The 432-nt window shown below is 77.5% G+C and carries 1 protein-coding gene; it reads left to right on the top strand.

Translation table 11 applies throughout. From position 1 onward, the window contains the following. Positions 1-126: 126 nt before the first annotated feature. Positions 127-432, top strand: a 306-nt coding sequence (locus tag ACFHW0_RS31810) for a hypothetical protein (protein WP_416613324.1), incomplete at its 3' end; no start/stop codon positions are given.

Below are 432 nucleotides of genomic sequence, written 5' to 3' on the forward strand. Positions count from 1 at the left end.
GTGTACCGGCGGCAGCTCGGGTTGCCGGCGGTGAGCCTGGCGTGGGGGATGTGGGACACCGCCGGCATGGCTGCCTCCATCGACGAGGCGGATCGGGCGCGCTCGGCGCGGGCGGGTCTGACGCCCATGAGCGCCGAGGTCGGGTTGGAGCTTTTCGACGCCGCCCTGGTGGCGGAGCGCCCGGCGCTGGTGCCGGCCGTGATCGACGTACCGGCGATGCGGGCAGCACTCGGTGCCGGCCCGGTGCCGGCCGTGCTGCGTACCCTGATCGGGTCGACGGCGGCCCGGCGACGGGCCGCGCGGGGCGGCGACTGGGCCAACCAGCTCGCGGGCCTGGCGCCCGACGAGGCGCGCGCCCAGATCGACGTGCTGGTGCGGGGCCTGGTCGCGCAGGTGCTGGGGCACGGTGGCGCGGAGGCGGTGCCGGCGGAC

Source organism: Micromonospora sp. LOL_025, from assembly GCF_048060285.1.
In the GTDB taxonomy this organism is placed as follows: Bacteria; Actinomycetota; Actinomycetes; order Mycobacteriales; family Micromonosporaceae; genus Micromonospora.